The sequence below is a fragment of the Streptomyces sp. NPDC059008 genome (assembly GCF_042749045.1).
GTDB lineage: Bacteria > Actinomycetota > Actinomycetes > Streptomycetales > Streptomycetaceae > Streptomyces.
The window spans coordinates 19,690-37,891 of the sequence record NZ_JBHYJC010000058.1 but is presented as its reverse complement, the minus strand read 5'-3'; the positions used below and the strand labels follow the sequence as shown (position 1 = coordinate 37,891).

Genomic DNA, 18,202 nt, shown 5'->3' with positions numbered 1-18,202 from the left:
GGGCCGGGGCGGTGCGGGGGCGGCCGCCCCCGGGTGCCCCGCTTTCCGCGGGCTTTGGGGTGCCGCCTTGGGGGGCCCGGGGCGGCGGGGCGCGGCCCCCCCCCCCCCGCCCCCCGATTTCCCCATCATGATTCCCCCTCAGGCCGTGCCCGGGTTGCCCCTGCGCGGCCACGTCCCTCCGCCACCCGCCCGTGTCACCGGGTGGGGCGGGCGAGCACGACTGCCTCGCGCAGCACGCTCTGCCCCTGGGGACGCAGCCGTCACATCTGGTCAACGGCGGACACAATTCGGATCGTAGGCGGCGGCGATCACATCCGGTAGCCAGGTTTAGGCAAGGGACGCGTGAGAGCCACCTCAGAGATACCGATGGGTAGATCTGAAGCAAAACGGCGTAATGGGTGGAAAGCGCCGCGCTCGTTTCTCGCGTCGCGAGAAAACGCACGGGAAATCCACGTGGGAGGGAGGGTTGCGGCAGGCGAACCCCCGGAGGGTTGGCGCGAAATGATCGGACTCCGACGCTCCGGTCGGCGCCGTGCCTACCCTGTGCGGGCACCGCACCGGAGAACTTGAGGGAGAGTCGTGCGCGCGATTGTGATGCGAGAATTCGGCGGCCCGGACGTGCTGCGGCTCGAGGACGCGCCCGAGCCCGCGCCCCGCGCCGGCCACTCGCTGGTCGAGGTGGCTCTGGCGGGCGTCAATTATGCGGACGTGCACGTACGGGAGAACACCTATCTGAAGCCCGTGGAGCTGCCGTACACACCAGGCAACGAGGTCGTGGGGACCGTGGACGGCACGCGGCGCGTCGTCGGCCTGTGCCGCGGCGGCGGATACGCGGAGCGGGCCCTGCTGCACCGCCGCGTCACCTGGGACGTACCCGACGCGGTCAGCGACGAACAGGCCGTCGCGCTGGCGCTGCAGGGCAACAGCGCCTGGCATCTGCTGTTCACCTCGCTGCGGATCACCGCGGGCGAGACCGTCGTCGTACCGGCCGCGGCGGGCGGTGTCGGCTCGCTGGCCGTCCAGCTCGCCGCACACGCCGGAGCCCGGGTCGTCGCCCTCGCGGGCTCCCCGGAGAAGCGCAAGCTGGCCCAGGAGTTGGGCGCTCACGCGGTCGTCGACTCGAACGCCGAGGATCTGACGGAGCGCATCCTGGAGGCGGCCGGCGGCCCGGTCGAGGCCGCACTGGAGATGACCGGCGGCGTCACCTTCGAGCAGATCCTCGCCGCCGTGGCACCGCGCGGCCGGCTGGCCGTCTACGGGTTCGCCGGCGGCGGCCAGACGAGCGTGCCGACGCGTGACCTGATGGCGCGGTCCATCACCCTCTCCGGCTTCTGGCTTCCGCAGCTCTACGCGGACCGCACGGCGCTGCCGACGTCCATGCAGGCGCTGTTCGGCGCGGTCGCCGACGGTTCGCTCAAGCCGCTGATCGGCGGCGTCCACCCGCTCGGCGAGGCGGCGCGGGTGCACCACGACCTCGCCGCCCGCACCCGGACCGGGAAGCTGGCCCTCGACGTCACCCGCTGAACCCGGTAGTCCGGGGCACCGGGCGGGCACAACGGCTCCGGGAGCGCACCCCGGGGCCGTCCGCCGGGAAGTGCGGTCCGAGCCGCGGGAGACGGGGGTGCCCGCTCGTAGGGGAAATGCCGTGCGTCTTCGGGCGCGGAACACTGTCAGGGGAGAGAACACACGATGGGCAACAGCACCACAGCGTCCCAACCGGCGGCCTCGGCCGCCGCGCCCGCCTCCGCTTCGGGCACCGCCGCCGTGTCCGATGGCGCGGGCCGCCCCAAGAGCGCGCGCCACACGGCCAAGGGCGCGTCGTCCGCGAGCTCCCGGACGTCGGGATCCAGCCATGCCGAACGGGTCTTCCTCGTCCAGACGGCCTTCGCCGAACTGGGCGGATCCGCCCATGGGCCCGGCGAGATCGCCGAATTCACCGGCCTGGACGACTCGGTCGTCTACCGCATCCTGCAGTCCGGCATCTACCAGCGGATCTTCGAGCGGGTGGACCGGGGCCTCTACCGGCTGCGGACCTCCGCTGCCCAGCTCGCCTTCACCGCCCTCGACCACCGCCTCGACGGCGCGCAGACGGTGCTCGGCGACCTGCGGGCGGCCACCGACGGCGGGCTGGTGTTCCTCTACATGGTGGCGCCGTTCTCCGGCGCGCAACGGCAGTGCGTCGACATGGCCGTCGGCGACTCCGACCTCGCGGAGCTGGGCATGACGCCGCGCGACGTGCTGTCCGTGACGCGTTCCCTGCGCACCGGCGCCTCCGGGCGGACGATCCTCGCCTACCTGCCGGAGGTGCTGCAGCAGCGGGTGCTGGCCGAGCCCGTACCCGACCAGGCGGGACCGGGTGTCTACCGGGACAACGACGCGCTGATGGCGTCCCTCGCGGAGGTGCGCGACCTCGGATACGCACTCGGGTACGAGGAGTGCATGGCCGGATGGAACTCCTGCGCGGCGCCGATCATGTGGGACGGCTCCATCATGGGCGCGGTCCTGCTGCTCAAGCTCAAGTCCGTGATGCCGACGGCCCCCGACAGCGTCATCGAGGCGACGAAGGAGGCGGCGGCCGAACTCAGCCGCTACGGAGCCGCCCGGCCGGCCGCCGACCAGGCCTGAACCGCGCCACCAGGCCACCCGGCCCGTCATGAACCGGCCCTCCTGTCCGGGGCGGGGCCGGCCGCCGCACAATGAAGTACCGACGACGCACAAGGGGGTCCCATGGAACCGGAGTTGGTGGCGCTCGCCACGGCGGGAGCGACGACGCTGGTGCAGCAGATGGCGACGGACGGCTGGACCGCGGTCCGCGGCAGGATGGCGGCCTTCCTCGCCCGGCGCCGGGGCACCGCGGACGAGGAGGCGGTCGAGGGTGAGCTGGAGGTCTCCCGTGCCGATCTGGTGGCCGCCCGGCAGGAGGGCGACCAGGCCGGCGTGGACGGTGTGACCGCGGCCTGGCGGCTGCGGCTGCAGCGGTCGCTGCGCGAGGACCCGGCCGCGGCGGCCGAACTGCGGGCCCTGCTGGACGAGGTGGCGCCCGACCGGGACCGCACATCGGTCCGGGACGTGCACAACACCATCAACGGCGGTGTCCACCACGCCCCGGTGATCCAGGTCGGTTTCGTATCGGGGGACTCCACCTTCCACGTACCGCCGGGCCGGCCGCACTCCGGCTGACGCGTCGCGCCGCGCGCGGTGCGACCGGGCAGAATGGCGGTGTGCGGCTCGAAGCGATCACCTGGGAACGGCTCACCGACGCGCTCGCCGAGCGCATCGCCACGACGACGGCGAAGGACGGGAGTCCCTGGCTGAGAGTGGCCATCGACGGGGCTCCCGCTGCCGCGCCCGGCGACCTGGCGGGCCGGCTCGCCGAGGCGCTGCGGATCCGGGGGCGGGCGGTGCACAAGGCCGGCACCTTCGGCTTTCTGCGCCCCGCCTCCCTGCGGCTGGAGTACGGCCGCGAGGATCCCGACGCCTACCACGACGAGTGGTTCGACCGGCAGGCGCTGTGGCGTGAGGTCTTCCAGCCGCTGGACCCCGGTGGCACCGGGCGGGTGCTCCCGGACCTGTGGGATCCGCTCGCGGACCGGGCGACGCGCAGTGCGTACGTGACGCTGCCGCCGGGCGGTGTCCTGCTGATGCACGGCCCCCTGCTGCTCGGTCACTGGTTCCCCTTCGATCTCTCCGTCCACCTGAAGCTCTCGCCGGCCGCGCTCGCCCGCCGCACCCCTGAGGGCGAGCGCTGGACGCTGCCCGCCTTCGCGCGCTACGAGGCCGAGACGCGGCCCGAGGAGGCGGCGGATGTCGTCGTACGGGCCGACGATCCCCGTCGGCCGGCCTGGAGCGGCCCCGTCTGAGCGCCGGGCCCCGGACCTCAGACGAGCTGCCGGATCTCGCCCCGGACGCGGTAGAAGCCGCCGGCGGCCGCCGACAGGTCCTCGACGACGTACCGCGCCCCGGCCCGGCGTATATGGCGCGGGAACTGGACGTTCCAGGACGGCTCATAGCCCTCGGAGACCACATGGACCCGCAGTCGGCCGCCTTCCTGCACGCACTCCACCACGATCCCCGAGGCGGCGGACGCCACCGTCCGCACCGTGGTCGACGGGGTGTACGTGGGCAGCGCGGCGGCCGACTTCACATCCCGGGCCACCGGAACCGTGCCCGACTGGGCGGCGGCGACGGCCGCGTCGCTCGCGTCGACGCACACCAGCGAGCCGTCCGTGGTGACCATGTAGAGCTTCTCGTCCAGATACTGCATCGACAGCGCCGATCCGCCGCCGGTGCCCAGCTTCCACAGGCGGGTGCCGTCGGCGGCGAAGCAGTACACCGACGAGGCCGAGTCCCCGGCGAAAACATAGCGGCCGCCGGGAGCCGTGGCGCAGGAGTAGACGACCGTGTCGCACTGGTAGGCGGCCTCCAGCGCTCCGCTGTCCTTCGACAGCCGCTGCACGACCTTGCGGTTCGTGCCGGCGTACACCGAGTGGTCCTCCTGCCAGCCGAACAGGACCGCGCCGTTGGTCGGGGTGTGCCACAACTCGCCGCTGCCGTCGGCGGAGTAGGCGGTCACGCCGCGCTGGTGGCCGTGGTAGACGGCGCGTTCGTCCCTCCGCACCATCCAGGCGTGCTCACCGGAGCTGCGGCGGGACCACTGGTACTCGTCCTCGTGGTCGATGACCGTCAGCCCGCCGTTGCGGTCGGCGACGTGGAGAATGCCCTCCCGGATGTCCAGCCAGAAGATGTCGACGTCGGGGGCGACGTCGTAGGCCGCGAACGGGAGCTTGGAGGACAGGTCGTAGACCGTGCCGTCGTCGCAGCCGGCGTAGATCCAGAAGTCGTCCGCCACCAGGCACTTGACGCCGTCGGGGAGCTGATAGCGCGCCAGCACCTCACCGTCGTGGCCGAGCGTGTAGACGTCCCCGCTCTGATTGCCGACCCAGCAGCGGTCCTCGTCGATGTGGATGCCGAACGCCGCGGCGCCCGTACGGAACCGCCACAGCACCGGTGCGACAGCGCGCGCCGTCGACGGGGCGGACGTCACCTGGCGCCGCGTCACCGGACGGGCGGCGCGCTGCCCCTGGACGGCGGGGGCGTAGCCCTTGCGGACCTTCTCGCCGATCTTCCTGGCGGCCGCTGCCTGCGCCTTCTCCCGCGTCGGGAACGTCGAGGCCTGCCGCTGGCCGGCCGCGCCGATCCGCCCGTAGCGCACCGAGACGACCGTGTCCTCCACCGTCACCTCGTAGAACTTGTGGGCGCCGCCGCCCTCTTGCGACAGCTCCAGATACGTCGTGGTCACGGACATGGATCTCCCCTCCCCGGGCGGCTCCGACGGCCGTCCCCCGCTGCTGAAAACCGTACGGCCGGCCACTGACAATCGGCCTTCGAGCGCCTGCCGCGGACCGCCGACCGCCCTGCTCGCGCGGGCGGTTAGCGTGAGGGGGTGACCACTTCATTCAACGCTTCCGCCCCGTCCGACGCGGCCGCCGCGCTGCCCGGCAGCCAGGGCCCCACCGCAACCGTGGAGGCCCGGCCGCGCTCCGTCGGCGCCGTCCGGACGTCCTACGCGCCCGACCCGGACGGCGACCCGGACCCCGGCGAGATCGTGTGGACCTGGGTGCCCTACGAGGAGAACGACGGGCGGGGCAAGGACCGGCCGGTGCTGGTCGTCGCGCGGGAGACCCGCGGCACGCTGCTGGCCGTCCAGCTCTCCAGCAAGCGGCACAACAACGACCGGGAGTGGGTCCCCATCGGGGCCGGCCCTTGGGACCGCGCGGGGCGCGACTCGTGGGTGGCGGTGGACCGTGTGCTGCGGGTGCACCCGGCGGGGATGCGGCGCGAGGCCTGCGCGCTGGACCGCGGCCGCTTCAACCTCGTCGTGAACCGGCTGCGCGAGCGCTACGGCTGGCGCTGACGGCAGCGCCGGGCGTCAGGCGTCCGCCAGGGCCAGCAGTTTGGTGACGGTGTTCCAGTTGCGGGAGGTGGCCGTCACCCCGAGGGGGGCGCGGCTCACCGCGGCGGCGAGCTTGGAGCGGCCGATGCCTCCCGGGCACCACAGATACAGTTCGCGTCCGGTCAGCCGGAACCGGTCGGGCGCGAACGCGGCCGGGTCGAGGGCGTCCAGCCGGGAGGTGTCGGCCGGCACCGCCGACAGGAACGTCACATGCAGGCTCTTGGGCTCCGGCACGGCCTGCGGAAACGGATTCGCGGCGACGGCGGCGGCCAGCTCGTCGCGGGTGCGGACGACGACCGGCACCGTCAGGCCGAGCTCGGCGGCGATCCCGTCCTGGATCGTCCGGGCGGTCTCCTCGGGCGGTGTACCGGGGTCGGCGAAGACGATGTTGCCGGTCTGCAGCAGGACGGAGACGTCCTGGAATCCCAGGGACACGGCCAGCTCCAGCTGCCGGGCCTTGGGGAAGGAGTTGTGGCCTCCGACGTTGATGCCGCGGAGCAGAGCGATCTGACGGGACATGGCGCTGCCGTTCGTGAGGGGTCCGGCCCGGGATGCGGACGGACGGGGGCCGGGGTCAGAAGAGCGGGGCGGGCAGCACACCTTCGAGGGCCAGCAGCAGGCGCTTGGTCTCCAGGCCGCCGCCGAATCCGCCGATCCCGCCGTCGCTGGCCACGACGCGGTGGCAGGGGACGACGACCGGCAGCGGATTGGAGCCCATCGCCGCGCCCACCGCACGGGCCGCGCCCGGCTCCCCGACCCGGTCGGCGAGGTCCTGATAGCCGACCACGCTGCCGTAGGGGACGCCGGAGGCCAGGGCGTGCAGGACCCGGGCGTTGAAGCCGGAGGACAGCGACCAGTCCAGGGGGACGGTGAAGGACCGCAGGTCCCCGGAGAAGTAGGCGGTGAGCTCGGCGGTGGCCGTCGCCAGATGGGGGATCCCCGGGAGTGGTGGCCCGCCGAAGAGCTGCTCCAGTCGGGTCAGCGCGCGGCGGGTCGTCCGCTCGTCGGCATGGAAGAGGACCTGGGCCAGGCCCTCCCGGGTCGCGGCGAGCAGCAGCGGGCCGATCGGGGTCTCCAGACGCGCCCAGGCCCACTCGCGCCGGGCCGCGGATCCTGCCGGCGGCGTGGGGGCCTGCTCAAAAACCTGCTCGGAATGCGTCACCTGATCAGGGTAGGACGGGCCACCGACAATCCGACGGGGAACGGTCCGGCGGCCGCCGCCTGGTGCCGCTCCCCGTCGCCACCGGGCGCTCAGGCTCCGCTCTTGTTCCTGTTCTCCAGCGCGTCCTGCACCACGTCGGGCTTGTTGGTGATGATGCCGTCCACCTCCAGGTCGGCGAGCTTGATCGCCACGGCCGGGTCGTCGACGGTCCAGGTGTACAGGTCCAGCTGCCGGCGGTGCGGGCCCTTCAGGCCGTGTACGGCGGCGACGTACTCAGGGGTGACCGCCGTGTGGACGGGATTGATCTGATCGCAGTACTTGGCGAACTTCGGGAGGTCGGCGACGGACGGGTTGCCCAGGAAGCCCGTCTTGATGTCCGGCCGGAGCGTGTGCACGGTCTTGAGGGTGTCGGCGTTGAAGCTCTGGATGATCAGACGGTGCTTGACGTGGTCCTTGTCCAGCCAGCCGCCGCGGCGCAGCTCGCGGAGGGTCTGCAGCTCGATGCCCGGGTAGAGCTCCGGCGACTTGAGCTCCATCAGCAGGTTCTGGTCGTTGTGCTCGACCTCGTCCATGTAGTCCTCGAGCGTCGGCACCCGCTCGCCCTCGAACTTCTGCCCGAACCAGCTGCCCGCGTCCAGCTTCTCGATCTCCTTGAGGGTGAAGTCCGCGACGTTCCAGGGGGAGCGGTCGGGGAAGACCTTCTTGACGTTGGTCGTCCGGGCGAGCGAGTTGTCGTGGAGGATGACCAGCTCACCGTCCTTGGTGCGCTGAACGTCGTTCTCGACCCATTCGATGCCGAGCTCGGCGGCCGCGTCGATGGAGGCGAGGGTGTTCTCGGGCGCGTACGACGAGGCGCCGCGGTGGGCGACCGTCACCGGAGTGTGTCCGTGCGGTGAGGCCTGGGCGGCGTTGGTGGAGAGGACGAGCGCGGACAGACCCATGAGCGCACCGGCGACAACGGTGGCGACGGGGCGGATACGCATACGGACTCCTCGTGACGTCGTGGGCGTGAGCGGACGTGAGTGACGTGTACCGGGTCGGACGGGCAGAGGCTCGCAGCCGGGCCAGAGCGGGAGGCGGTCGTACGGTGGCCGAGGGCTGAACGAGAAATGGCCGGTCTTCCGTGGAGCGTTCGCGCAATTGCAGGATGCCCGGAAAAGCCGTGCAACAGACGTGCGCTCCGATGCCGTCCAACTTGCCGGAGTCGCGGCATCCGCGCATCTTGGCCGATGGTGCGTCACCCCTCGTGCTTCTGACCGGTTTTGGTCATATGTAGTGAAAGAGGGGCCGTCGCGACCCCGCTCCGCGCGCGAGCGCACCGCTCTCACGGCAGGGGGCTCCCCGGCCGTGCGCCCGGCACCCGCCACGGCCGTGACGCCCATGGCGCAACGCGCCGCCGTGCCGTCGCCGCCCGCCGCCCCCCGCTCGCCGAGCAGCCCCGCCACGCCGGCCGGTGCCGCCGCGAATCCGCAGGTCGGAGCGGTCTCCCCGCCGATTGTCAGTGCTGGGTCGTACGGTGGATCCCATGCGGCCCGAATCAAAGATCGAACGCACGGTGGCGCCCTTCGAGGTCGTCAGCTCCTACCAGCCCAACGGCGACCAGCCGGCGGCCATCGCCGAGCTGGAGCGGCGCATCCGCGGGGGTGAAAAGGACGTCGTCCTGCTGGGCGCCACCGGCACCGGCAAGTCGGCGACCACCGCATGGATGATCGAGAAGCTGCAGCGCCCGACGCTCGTCATGGCGCCCAACAAGACCCTCGCGGCCCAGCTCGCCAACGAATTCCGCGAGCTGCTGCCGAACAACGCCGTCGAGTACTTCGTCTCCTACTACGACTACTACCAGCCCGAGGCCTACGTCCCGCAGTCCGATACGTACATCGAGAAGGACTCCTCGATCAACGAGGAGGTCGAACGGCTGCGCCACTCCGCGACGAATTCGCTGCTCACGCGGCGTGACGTCGTCGTGGTCGCCTCGGTGTCCTGCATCTACGGCCTGGGTACGCCGCAGGAGTACGTCGACCGTATGGTCCCGCTGAAGGTCGGCGACGAATTCGACCGCGACCAGCTGCTGCGCCGCTTCGTCGACATCCAGTACACCCGCAACGACGTGGCCTTCACCCGGGGCACCTTCCGGGTCCGCGGCGACACCATCGAGATCTTCCCGGTCTACGAAGAGCTGGCCGTGCGGATCGAGATGTTCGGCGACGAGATCGAGGCGCTGTCCACCCTCCACCCGCTCACCGGCGAGGTCATCAGCGACGACCAGGAGCTGTACATCTTCCCGGCCAGCCACTACATCGCCGGTCCGGAGCGCATGGAGCGGGCCATCGCCGGGATCGAGGCCGAGCTGGCGGACCGCCTGGCCACCCTGGAGAAGCAGGGCAAGATGCTCGAGGCCCAGCGGCTGCGCATGCGCACCACGTACGACATCGAGATGATGCGGCAGATCGGTTCCTGCTCGGGCATCGAGAACTACTCGATGCACATGGACGGCCGCGAGCCCGGTTCCGCGCCCAACACCCTCATCGACTACTTCCCGGACGACTTCCTCCTGGTCATCGACGAGTCGCATGTCACCGTCCCGCAGATCGGCGCGATGTACGAGGGCGACGCCTCCCGTAAGCGCACCCTCGTCGACCACGGCTTCCGCCTGCCGTCCGCCCTGGACAACCGCCCGCTGAAGTGGGAGGAGTTCCTGGAGCGCATCGGCCAGACGGTCTACCTGTCCGCGACCCCCGGGCCGTACGAGCTCGCCCGCGGCGACGGCTTCGTGGAGCAGATCATCCGCCCGACCGGCCTGGTCGACCCGGAGGTGGTGGTCAAGCCCACCGACGGGCAGATCGACGATCTGGTGCACGAGATCAGGGCACGTACGGAGAAGGACGAGCGCGTCCTGGTCACCACCCTCACCAAGAAGATGGCCGAGGACCTCACCGACTACTTCCTGGAGCTCGGCATCCAGGTCCGCTACCTGCACAGCGACGTGGACACGCTGCGACGCGTGGAGCTGCTGCGCGAGCTGCGATCGGGTGAATACGACGTCCTGGTGGGCATCAACCTGCTGCGTGAGGGCCTCGACCTTCCCGAGGTCTCCCTGGTGGCCATTCTGGACGCCGACAAGGAGGGCTTCCTGCGGTCCGGTTCGGCGCTGATCCAGACGATCGGACGCGCGGCGCGCAACGTCTCCGGTCAGGTGCACATGTACGCCGACAAGGTCACCCCGGCGATGGAGAAGGCCATCGAGGAGACCAACCGCCGGCGCGAGAAGCAGCTGGCGTACAACAAGGAGCACGGCATCGACCCGCAGCCGCTCCGCAAGAAGATCGGCGACATCGTCGCCACGATCGCCCGCGAGGAGATCGACACCCAGGAGCTGCTGGGCACGGGCTACCGCAAGACGGGCGAGGCCAAGGAGGCCAAGGGCAAGGCCCCGGTCCCGTCGCTCGGTGCGCAGGCCGGCAAGGGCAAGGGCAAGGCGGGCGCGGTGCTGACGGACCGTCCCGCCGCCGAACTGGCCGAACTCATCGAGGAGATGACGGAGCGGATGCGGGCCGCCGCGGCCGAGCTGCAGTTCGAAGTCGCCGCCAGGCTGCGCGACGAGGTGGGTGAACTGAAGAAGGAGCTGCGGCAAATGAGGGAGGCCGGCGTGCAGTGACGCCGGGCCGCGACGGGCCGGCCGCAGCCGCCTGGTGTTGCAGAAACGCCACAAAACGCGGGCCCGGCGCGCCCCGGGTCCGCCGTCGTGCGTAGGGTCGAGGGGGCCCGCCGGAGAGCTGGGCGGGGACAGTACGGAGAAGGGACGGCGCGTGTCGGTCAATTTGTCCAAGGGGCAGGGCATCAGCCTGCAGAAGTCCGACGGCGGAACGCTGACCGCGGTGCGGATGGGTCTGGGGTGGCGCTCGGCGCCGCGCCGCGGCCTGTTCGGGAGGCGCACCAACGAGATCGACCTCGACGCCTCCGCGGTGCTGTTCGCCGACAAGAAGCCGATAGACGTCGTCTTCTTCCAGCACCTGATCAGCGATGACGGCGCCGTCCGGCACACCGGCGACAACCTGGTCGGCGGCGCGGGGCAGGGTGGCGACGACGAGGCGATCCTGGTGGACCTGGCACGGCTGCCGGTGCACATCGACCAGATCGTGTTCACGGTCAACTCCTTCACCGGCCAGACCTTCACCGAGGTGCAGGACGCCTTCTGCCGGCTGGTGGACGACACCAACGGCCAGGAGCTGGCCCGCTACACCCTTACGGGCGGCGGCAACTACACCGCCCAGGTGATGGCCAAGGTGCACCGCGTGGGCAGCGGCTGGCAGATGACCGCCATCGGCGAGCCCGCCGTCGGCCGTACGTTCCAGGACCTGGTGCCGGCGATCGTGCCGCATCTGTAAGCACCGCACATCGCGGCGGCGCGCCCCGGGCCGTGCCGCCGCTCCCCGGGCCCTGCGCCCGGGCCCGGCCCGGGACGCGATCACCATCAGGGGGAACAACGATGACGGCCGAGCTGGTCCGGGGGCAGAACCATCCGCTGGACCGCACACGGGTGGAGATCCGGATCACGGCGGGCGGCCCCGTCGTGGCCGGGGTGACGCTCGGCGACGAGCAGGGCAGGCTCGCGGGAGCCGAGGCGGTCGCCCACCCCGGCGAGCCCCGGCGCACCGGCATCGAGGTTCCCCGTCAGGCGGCCGCCGAGCACCGCATCGCGGTCGACCTCGACGCGCTGCCCGACGCCGTCCACCGGGTCAGCGTCCTGCTGGCGCTGCCCACCGGCATCGGCGCGCTGACCACCTTCGGCGCCGCCGCCGCGCCGTCCGTGGCGGTCACCGGCCTCGACGGCACCTCCCTGGCCGGCTACACCATCACTGGCCTGGGGGCCGAGTCCGCCGTCGTCGCCGTGGAGCTGTACCGCAGGCAGGGCGCCTGGAAGGTCCGCGCGGTGGGCCAGGGGTACGCCGACGGCCTCACCGCGATGCTGCGCGACCAGGGGCTCGCGCAGGCGGCGGAACTCGCCGCGGAGATCGAGCGGGCGGTCGGCCTGGGGCACGCCCGCGCGGTCCCGGCGCCCGCGCCGGCCGCTGCGGGCCGGTCCGAACGGCCGGAGCGCTCCGCGGCGGGTGCGGCCCCCGCGCCCACCCCGCAACGGCCCGCCCCCGCGCCCCCGACGGCCGCCGACGACCCGGCGGCCTCCGGGACCGGCGCGGTGGGGTCCGGCACCGCCGCCGGAGCGGCGACCGGGGCCGCGCCCACGCCCGCCGCCTCCCCGGCGTCCCACGGCCCCGTCGACTACCGGCACCCCGCGCGCCGCAGCGCCCCCGCACCCACCGGTCCGGCCCCGGCCGCCCCCGCCGCTCCCGACGGCCCCCCGCTCCCCGTCGCCGGTGACGCCGCCGGATGGAGCATGGAGGAGCGGCTCTACAACCAGGTCTGGGGCATGTTCGAGGACCTGGCCCGTTCGGTCGCGGCGTACCGCAGCGCGTCCGACTTCGCCGAGTCCCGCCTGGAGCAGGAGCTCGACAAGGCCCTCTCCGACCCGCGCAACCGCCTCGGTACGGCCGCCGATGTCGCCCGTGCCGCCGCCCGCGACAAGCACGCCACCCTGGTCACCCAGGCCCGGGCCGCCCTGGACCGCGACCTCGGGCAGCTCGCCGCCGAGTCGGAGGTCGTGGAGCCGGCGCTGCCGCCCGCCTTCGCCCGCTGGGACAACCCCGTATGGCAGGGCTATCACGTACCTCTGGAGCGCCCGATGGCGCTGCGCCTGGGCGATCTGCACCTTCCCGAGGTCCTGGACCTGCGCATCCCCATGCTCGTCCGCCTCCCCCTGGAGCGCGGCCTGTGGATCGACAGCGGCCCCGACGCCTACGACCGCGGCAGCTCCCTCCCCGAGCGCGAGTACGGCCGACGGGAGCTGGGCAGCGCGCTGACGGACGGCCCGCCGGACGAGGCCGAGCTGCGCCGGCTCGCCACGGAGACCGCGGTGGCCATCGCCGCCCGGTTGCTCGCGGTCCACCCCGCCGGCGAGTTCGCGGTCCAGGTCATCGACCCGGGCGGCACGGCGGCGCCGGCGCTGGCACCGCTCCTGGAGTCCGGTGTGCTGCCCCCTCCGATGCCCGGCGCCAAGGGGGTGTCCGCGGTCCTGGAGGGGCTGACCCGGCGGGTCGACCTCGTCCAGATGGCCGTGCGCAGTCGCGCCGCGGATGCGCTGCCGCCGGATCTGGACACCGCCGAGCAGCTGCTGATCGTGCATGACTTCCCGCACGGCTTCGACGACCGCGCCCTGACCCAGCTCCGCTATCTGGCCGACGAGGGCCCCGCGGTCGGGGTGCATCTGATGATGGTCGCCGACCGTGCCCAGGCCCGCGAGTACGGCCCGGTCCTGGACCCGCTGTGGCGCTCGCTGCTGCGGATCACGCCGGTGCCCGACGCGCACCTCGCCGATCCCTGGGTCGGCCACGCCTGGACGTATGAGCCGCCACTCGCCCCGAGGGGCAGCCAGGTGGTGCGCCAGGTGCTCGGCCGGGTCGCACAGGCCCGCGGCGCCGGACCCGGCTGATCCGTACGGCGCTCCCGCCCGGGACGCGGCCGAGTCGGTTCCCGCTCCCACGAGGACCCCGGCGTACCAGTTGACTGCCTCCTTCCCAGCACCACACCCAACCCTCTGACCAGCACCTTTACCCATTTCTTTACTATTGCTTGGCCTTCCTTTACCCTTCTTGGTGCGGAGGGGAGTATTCCCATCACGACGTACCCGTCATCACGGATTGCGAGTGTGACGAGATCCCGGGGCGTCGGCCGCGTTCCCTCAGGTGGAACGGGGCGGAAGAGACCTCCGGCAGCGACGACGCTGTGAGTGCCGTACGACTCTGCCGGAGGAGCAGTGGACGTTTCCCTGAACCTGTGGGTCCTGACCATTCTTGGTCTCTGTGCCCTGATAGCCGCCGATTTCTTCATCGGCGGACGCAAACCGCATGAGGTCTCCATCAAGGAGGCCGGAATCTGGACCGGCGTCTGGATCGCGCTCGCCGCGCTGTTCGGCCTCGGGCTGCTGCTCTTCGGCGGCACCGCGCCGGCCGGTGAGTTCTTCGCGGGCTTCATCACCGAGAAGTCCCTGAGCGTCGACAACCTCTTCGTCTTCGTGCTGATCATGGCGAAGTTCGCGGTCCCCGCGGTCTACCAGCAGCGCGTACTGATGGTCGGCGTGCTGATCGCGCTGGTGCTGCGGGCCGGCTTCATCGGCGCCGGCGCCGCGATCATCGCCAACTTCTCCTGGGTGTTCTACCTCTTCGGCGCGTTCCTCATCTGGACCGCCTGGAAGCTCATCAAGGAGGCCCGTGCCGAGGAGGAGGACGAGGAGTTCGAGGAGAACCGCTTCCTGAAGCTGGTCGAGAAGCGCTTCCCGTCGACCGACAAGTACCACGGCACCCAGCTGTTCATCGTCGAGAACGGCAAGCGGCTGATGACGCCGATGCTGATCGTCATGCTGGCGATCGGCACCACCGACGTCCTGTTCGCGCTGGACTCCATCCCCGCGATCTTCGGCCTCACCCAGGACCCGTACATCGTCTTCACCGCCAACGCCTTCGCCCTGATGGGTCTGCGGCAGCTGTACTTCCTGATCGGCGGGCTGCTGAAGAAGCTGGTCCACCTCTCCTACGGCCTGTCGATCATCCTCGGCTTCATCGGCGTGAAGCTGGTGCTGCACGCGCTGCACGAGTCCGGGGTGGCCGTTCCGGAGATCAGCATTCCGGTCTCCCTGGGCGTCATCTGCGCCGTGCTCGTCGTCACGACGATCACCAGCCTGCGCGCCTCGAAGAAGCAGGCGGCGGCCGAGGCCGAGGTGGCGGCCGCCGACACGGAGCGCGTCGACGCCTGAGGCCCGACGCCCCTGGCGCACCACTGACGGTGCCCGGCGCCGCTCCCGAACGGAAGCGGCGCCGGGCACTGTCGCTACCAGGGCCTTTCCGAGGGGCCCTTCGCTACCAGCCCCGCTTGCGCCACTCCGCCAGATGCGGCCGCTCCGCGCCGAGCGTGGTGTCGTTGCCGTGCCCCGGATAGACCCAGGTCTCATCGGGGAGTTCCCCGAAGAGCTTGCTCTCCACGCCGTCGATCAGGCTGGCGAAGTGCTCGGGATTGCCCCAGGTGTTGCCGACGCCGCCGGGGAACAGGCAGTCCCCGGTGAACAGATGGGGGGCGCCGTGCGGGTCGTCGTAGACCAGCGCGATGCTGCCGGGGGTGTGGCCGACCAGATGGCGCGCGGTCAGCGTGACGCGCCCGACCGTGATCGTGTCGCCGTCATCGACCAGCACGTCCGTGGGCACGGGGATGCCCTCGGCGTCGTAGCGGCCCGCGTAGGTGCGCGCGCCCGTGGCGTCGACCACCTCGCGCAGCGCGCCCCAATGGTCACCGTGGCGGTGCGTGGTGACGACGGATGCGATGCCGCTGTCGCCGATCAGCGTGAGAAGCGTGTGCGGATCGGCGGCCGCGTCGATCAGCAGCTGCTCATCTGTCGCACGGCACCGCAGCACATAGGCGTTGTTGTCCATCCTGCCGACCGCGACCTTCGAGATCATCAGTTCGGACAGTTCGTGCACGTCGGCCGCTCCGCCGACCTTCACTGCTCCGCTGTAGCCCATGAGTCCACTCTAGAGCGGGGGTACGACAGGCAGTGCGGAGCCGTGGCTGTCGAGCGCGGAGCCGTCACCGCGTCCGGTGAGCCAGCCGACCAGCGCCGTCGCGGAGCCCGAGACCACCACAGGCGCGGCCCCGGCGTCCGGGGCGGCCGCCGCGCGGCCGGTGCGCAGGCGGCGACCGTCGGCCGTGCGCAGCTCCAGAAGCGGCAGATCCGGATGGCCGGCGAATTTGATCGTGGCGAGGAAGGCGAGATAGCTGTCGACGAAGCCGGGCGAGAGCTGGTCGAGGGTGTGGCCGACACCGAGATCCAGGTGGTGCAGCTCCAGCTCGGCGAGCCGGCGCAGCGGCAGCCGGTCGGCCCGCTCGACGACGCCGTTGCGCATCTCGACCTCGTAGGTACGGCGCTCCTGCGGCAGCGCGTCCGCGGCGGCGTCGAACCGCTCGGCGCTCTCCTTGAGGTCCTCCAGATGGGCCGCCAGCGGGCGGTCGGCGTCCCGCTCGATGTCGGCGTCCCGGACCTGGGCGCTCGCGTACATCGGCGCGGGGACGTCCGTACGCGCCCAGGTCAGGAGGTTGACCAGCGCGTCCGCGTTGCGTGCCAGATGGGCCAGGACATGGCCGCGGGTCCATCCGGGGAGCAGCGACGGCTCGCCGACCGCCGCGTCGTCGAGCTTGCTCACCGAGACCAGCAGCCGTTCGGTGGCCTCGTGTACGGCGGCCACGTCGTGCGGGAAGTCAGGCGGGGTGACGGTCATGGTCCGACGCTAGCGCCACGAAGGCGAGTTCGGGAGTCGTCCGGCGCCGTTCGGGGCGTACGCGGGCGGTGCCGGCGGCGCACGGTGGCCCGGGGGCCGACCGGACGCCGCCCGCGGTGTCTCCTGGTGGTCAGGCCGCGGCGTCGGGCGCCCCGAACCACCGGCGGAGGGCGGCGTCCAGGTCGTCCGGCGCGCCGGCCGACCCCGGGGCGTCGGCCGCCCAGGCAGTACAGCCGTCCGGCCGTACCAGGAGGCCGGCCAGGTCGGGCCGCCCGGGGCAGGCGGCGGTCAGCAGCCGCACCCGGGAGCCGTACCCCGCGGCGCGCCGGCGCAGCCCGTCGTCGTCGGCGAGGTCGAGCAACAGACCCTGTCCGCCGTGCAGATGGTCCGCGAGCCGGCTGCCGTCGGACAGCTCCAGGTCGGGGGCGCTGCGGCCGGTCAGCGGATGGTCGCCCGGCAGGTCGTAGCGCTGCTGGACACCGGAGATCTTCTTGGCGAAGAAGGTGGTGGCGGCGACGGTCCCGGTCAGCTCGGTGAGCACCGTGCGCAGCGCCCGGGCGTGCGACTCCGGCCGCATCAGCGCCACTTGGGCCCGGGTCCACTCCAGCACCCACGCGCCTATCGGGTGCCGCTCCGCGGTGTAGGTGTCGAGCAGCCCTTCCGGCGCCCAGCCGCGCACCGTCGCGGCCAGCTTCCAGCCCAGGTTCATCGCGTCGCCGATGCCGAGGTTCAGCCCCTGGCCGCCGAAGGGCGAGTGCACATGCGCCGCGTCACCGGCCAGCAGCACCCGTCCCGCCCGGTAGTCGGGCACCTGGCGGGCGTTGTCCGTGAAGCGGGTCGCCGAGAGCACCTTGTGGATCTCGACGTCCTCGACACCGGAGACGTTGCGCAGGGAGGCCTGCAACTCCTCGGCGGTGACGGGCGCTTCGCGGTCCGCGGGCGGCCCGTCGAACTCCACGGTGAGGATCCGGCCGGGCATCGGGCCGTGTGCGTAGGTGCCGGTCCCGGTCCAGTTCCAACCGGCTCCCAGCTTCTCGGATCCGGACATCTCCACGATGGCCTGATGGCCGGTGATCTCGGGGTCCGTCCCCGGGAACGGGAAGCCGGCGAGCCGGCGGACCGTACTGCGTCCGCCGTCGCACCCCACCAGCCATCCGGTCTGCAGCGACCCGTGGGAGGTGTGGACGCGGACGCCGTCGTCGTCGGCGTCGAAACCCGTCAGCGTCACCCCGCGGCGCAGGTCGACGCCCAGTTCGGCGGCACGGTCGGCGAGCAGCCGTTCCAGGGCCTCCTGGGGGACGAGGCCGATCTCGGAGGCGGGACCGGGCCCCTCGAAGTCCGGGTCGGACTCGTCCAGCAGATCGCCGCGCAGCATGATGCCGGCGAAGTGCCCGGCGAACTTCGGGGGCCGTTGCACCCCGGGCGCGCCCGCGGCCTGCCGCTGCCGCAGGAACGAGCTGAACTTCTCGATGGCGGCGCGCTGCACCTCGGCCAGGCCGGGCAGCATCCCGCGCCGGTAGAAGGCCTCCGCGCTGGGGGAGTTGATCGCCCCCGCCTTGATCGTCGTGTCCACCTCGGTCAGTCGTTCCAGGACGACGACCGGGACATCAGCCAGTGCCAGTTCGCAGGCGAGCATCAGCCCCACCGGGCCGCCCCCTGCCACCACTACGTCTGCGTCACGCTTCATGGAGCGAGAGTGTAGCCACTAAA

The 18,202-nt window shown here is 71.9% G+C and carries 16 protein-coding genes; 9 read left to right on the top strand and 7 right to left on the bottom strand.

Annotated features, from left to right (window positions below; genetic code table 11):
* The first annotated feature begins 579 nt into the window (after positions 1 to 579).
* The 4 genes from ACFWZH_RS35700 to ACFWZH_RS35685 all read left to right on the top strand — a co-directional run bounded on the left by ACFWZH_RS35700 (position 580) and on the right by ACFWZH_RS35685 (position 3,860).
* Positions 580 to 1,524, top strand: coding sequence for a zinc-binding alcohol dehydrogenase family protein (locus ACFWZH_RS35700; protein WP_384441270.1), 945 nt, complete (start codon positions 580 to 582; stop codon positions 1,522 to 1,524).
* Positions 1,525 to 1,689: 165 nt separating this feature from the next.
* Positions 1,690 to 2,625 carry an IclR family transcriptional regulator C-terminal domain-containing protein gene (locus ACFWZH_RS35695; RefSeq protein ID WP_384441267.1) on the top strand — a complete coding sequence of 312 codons (936 nt, stop codon included), beginning with the start codon at positions 1,690 to 1,692 and terminating at the stop codon, positions 2,623 to 2,625.
* A 102-nt stretch (positions 2,626 to 2,727) separates the two neighbouring features.
* The gene (locus tag ACFWZH_RS35690; RefSeq protein ID WP_384441264.1) at positions 2,728 to 3,180 is read left to right on the top strand and encodes a hypothetical protein; all 453 of its coding nucleotides are present in this window, start codon (positions 2,728 to 2,730) and stop codon (positions 3,178 to 3,180) included.
* A gap of 41 nt (positions 3,181 to 3,221) precedes the next feature.
* Positions 3,222 to 3,860, top strand: a complete 639-nt coding sequence (locus ACFWZH_RS35685; RefSeq protein ID WP_384441261.1) for a uridine kinase — start codon at positions 3,222 to 3,224, stop codon at positions 3,858 to 3,860.
* 17 nt (positions 3,861 to 3,877) lie between these two features.
* On the opposite strand, the gene ACFWZH_RS35680 is transcribed toward ACFWZH_RS35685, so the two are convergent.
* Complete coding sequence (locus tag ACFWZH_RS35680; protein WP_384441258.1) at positions 3,878 to 5,305, bottom strand: WGR domain-containing protein; 1,428 nt, start codon at positions 5,303 to 5,305, stop codon at positions 3,878 to 3,880.
* Between the two features lie 138 nt (positions 5,306 to 5,443).
* Here ACFWZH_RS35680 and ACFWZH_RS35675 point away from each other — a divergent pair, with 138 nt between their 5' ends.
* Positions 5,444 to 5,914 (top strand): type II toxin-antitoxin system PemK/MazF family toxin, encoded by a 471-nt coding sequence (locus tag ACFWZH_RS35675; protein WP_384441256.1) that lies wholly within the window; start codon positions 5,444 to 5,446, stop codon positions 5,912 to 5,914.
* A 15-nt stretch (positions 5,915 to 5,929) separates the two neighbouring features.
* Here ACFWZH_RS35675 and ACFWZH_RS35670 read toward each other — a convergent pair whose 3' ends face one another.
* From ACFWZH_RS35670 to ACFWZH_RS35660, 3 genes are all read right to left on the bottom strand, one after another.
* Entirely contained in the window at positions 5,930 to 6,472 is a 543-nt protein-coding gene (locus tag ACFWZH_RS35670) for a DUF1697 domain-containing protein (RefSeq protein ID WP_384441253.1), read from the bottom strand.
* Between the two features lie 55 nt (positions 6,473 to 6,527).
* On the bottom strand, positions 6,528 to 7,115 hold the full coding sequence (locus ACFWZH_RS35665) for a methylated-DNA--[protein]-cysteine S-methyltransferase (protein WP_384441250.1): 588 nt from the start codon (positions 7,113 to 7,115) through the stop codon (positions 6,528 to 6,530).
* An 89-nt stretch (positions 7,116 to 7,204) separates the two neighbouring features.
* Positions 7,205 to 8,098 (bottom strand): glycerophosphodiester phosphodiesterase, encoded by an 894-nt coding sequence (locus ACFWZH_RS35660; protein ID WP_384441247.1) that lies wholly within the window; start codon positions 8,096 to 8,098, stop codon positions 7,205 to 7,207.
* A 542-nt stretch (positions 8,099 to 8,640) separates the two neighbouring features.
* Here ACFWZH_RS35660 and uvrB point away from each other — a divergent pair.
* The 4 genes from uvrB (at position 8,641) to ACFWZH_RS35640 (ending at position 14,979) form a co-directional block, all read left to right on the top strand.
* On the top strand, positions 8,641 to 10,770 hold the full coding sequence (gene uvrB, locus ACFWZH_RS35655) for an excinuclease ABC subunit UvrB (protein ID WP_384441244.1): 2,130 nt from the start codon (positions 8,641 to 8,643) through the stop codon (positions 10,768 to 10,770).
* A gap of 151 nt (positions 10,771 to 10,921) precedes the next feature.
* Positions 10,922 to 11,500, top strand: coding sequence for a TerD family protein (locus ACFWZH_RS35650; protein ID WP_384441242.1), 579 nt, complete (start codon positions 10,922 to 10,924; stop codon positions 11,498 to 11,500).
* 101 nt (positions 11,501 to 11,601) lie between these two features.
* A complete protein-coding gene (locus ACFWZH_RS35645; protein ID WP_384441239.1) occupies positions 11,602 to 13,659 on the top strand; it encodes a TerD family protein in 2,058 nt (685 codons plus the stop codon).
* A 324-nt stretch (positions 13,660 to 13,983) separates the two neighbouring features.
* A complete protein-coding gene (locus ACFWZH_RS35640) occupies positions 13,984 to 14,979 on the top strand; it encodes a TerC family protein (protein ID WP_384441236.1) in 996 nt (331 codons plus the stop codon).
* Positions 14,980 to 15,082: 103 nt separating this feature from the next.
* Here the strand turns inward: ACFWZH_RS35640 and ACFWZH_RS35635 are convergent, their stop codons facing one another.
* From ACFWZH_RS35635 to ACFWZH_RS35625, 3 genes are all read right to left on the bottom strand, one after another.
* Positions 15,083 to 15,739 (bottom strand): MBL fold metallo-hydrolase, encoded by a 657-nt coding sequence (locus tag ACFWZH_RS35635; RefSeq protein WP_384441233.1) that lies wholly within the window; start codon positions 15,737 to 15,739, stop codon positions 15,083 to 15,085.
* 9 nt (positions 15,740 to 15,748) lie between these two features.
* The gene (locus tag ACFWZH_RS35630; RefSeq protein WP_384441230.1) at positions 15,749 to 16,492 is read right to left on the bottom strand and encodes a maleylpyruvate isomerase family mycothiol-dependent enzyme; all 744 of its coding nucleotides are present in this window, start codon (positions 16,490 to 16,492) and stop codon (positions 15,749 to 15,751) included.
* Positions 16,493 to 16,622: 130 nt separating this feature from the next.
* On the bottom strand, positions 16,623 to 18,179 hold the full coding sequence (locus ACFWZH_RS35625; RefSeq protein ID WP_384441227.1) for an FAD-dependent monooxygenase: 1,557 nt from the start codon (positions 18,177 to 18,179) through the stop codon (positions 16,623 to 16,625).
* Positions 18,180 to 18,202: the final 23 nt, after the last annotated feature.